Annotated in this window: 1 protein-coding gene; it reads right to left on the reverse strand. The window is 72.9% G+C overall.

Going from position 1 to position 797, the window contains the following annotated elements:
• Nucleotides 1-25: 25 nt before the first annotated feature.
• The gene (locus LJ221_RS11550) at nt 26-715 is read right to left on the reverse strand and encodes a DUF4191 domain-containing protein (RefSeq protein WP_241716007.1); all 690 of its coding nucleotides are present in this window, start codon (nt 713-715) and stop codon (nt 26-28) included.
• Nucleotides 716-797: the final 82 nt, after the last annotated feature.

Here is a 797-nt window from a genome sequence, read left to right on the forward strand (position 1 = left end):
CCCCCCCCCCCCCCCCCCCCCCGCCTCAGCGGCGGGTCGGGCCCTTCGGCATCCGCATGCCGCGGGGCATCGGCCCCTTGGGCAGCGGCAGGTTGTTCATCAGGTCGCCCATGGCCCGCAGCCGGTCGTTGGTCTCCGTGACCTGGGGGCCCTGAAGAACCCGGGGAAATTTCAGCAGCTTCGTGCGGAGCTTCTTCAGCTCCGTCCGGCCCTCGCCGGTGCCCACGATCACGTCATGGACCGGGACGCCGCTGACGATGCGGGCCATGCGCTTCTTCTCGGAGGCGATCAGGGGGCGGACCCGGTTCGGGTCCCCCTCGCCGACGAGCACGATACCGGCCTTGCCCACGGCCCGGTGGACCACGTCCTGCTGCCGGTTCATGGCGACGGCCGGGGTGACCGTCCAGCCGCGGCCGATGTTGTCCAGGACGGCGGCCGCCGCGCCGGGCTGGCCCTCCATCTGGCCGAACGCGGCCCGCTCGGCCCGGCGGCCGAAGACGATCGCCATCGCGAGGAAGGCCAGCAGGAAGCCCAGGATGCCCAGGTAGACGGGGTGGCCGACCCAGAAGCCGATCGCGAGGAGAACACCGAAGGTGACGAGCCCCACGCCCGCGAGGACGAAGCCGATCGCCTTGTCGGCACGCCGCGTCATCTTGTACGTCAGGGCGATCTGCTTGAGCCGCCCCGGATTCTCGGATGTTTCCTTCCTCGCCATACAGCGAAGTCTACGTCGCCCGCCCGCGCCGGGGCGCCGCGGCCACCCCCGCGCCCCCGGCGGCGGTCCGCCGGGGCGGCCG

The organism is Streptomyces sp. CNQ085 (assembly GCF_022614595.1).
Taxonomy (GTDB): domain Bacteria; phylum Actinomycetota; class Actinomycetes; order Streptomycetales; family Streptomycetaceae; genus Streptomyces.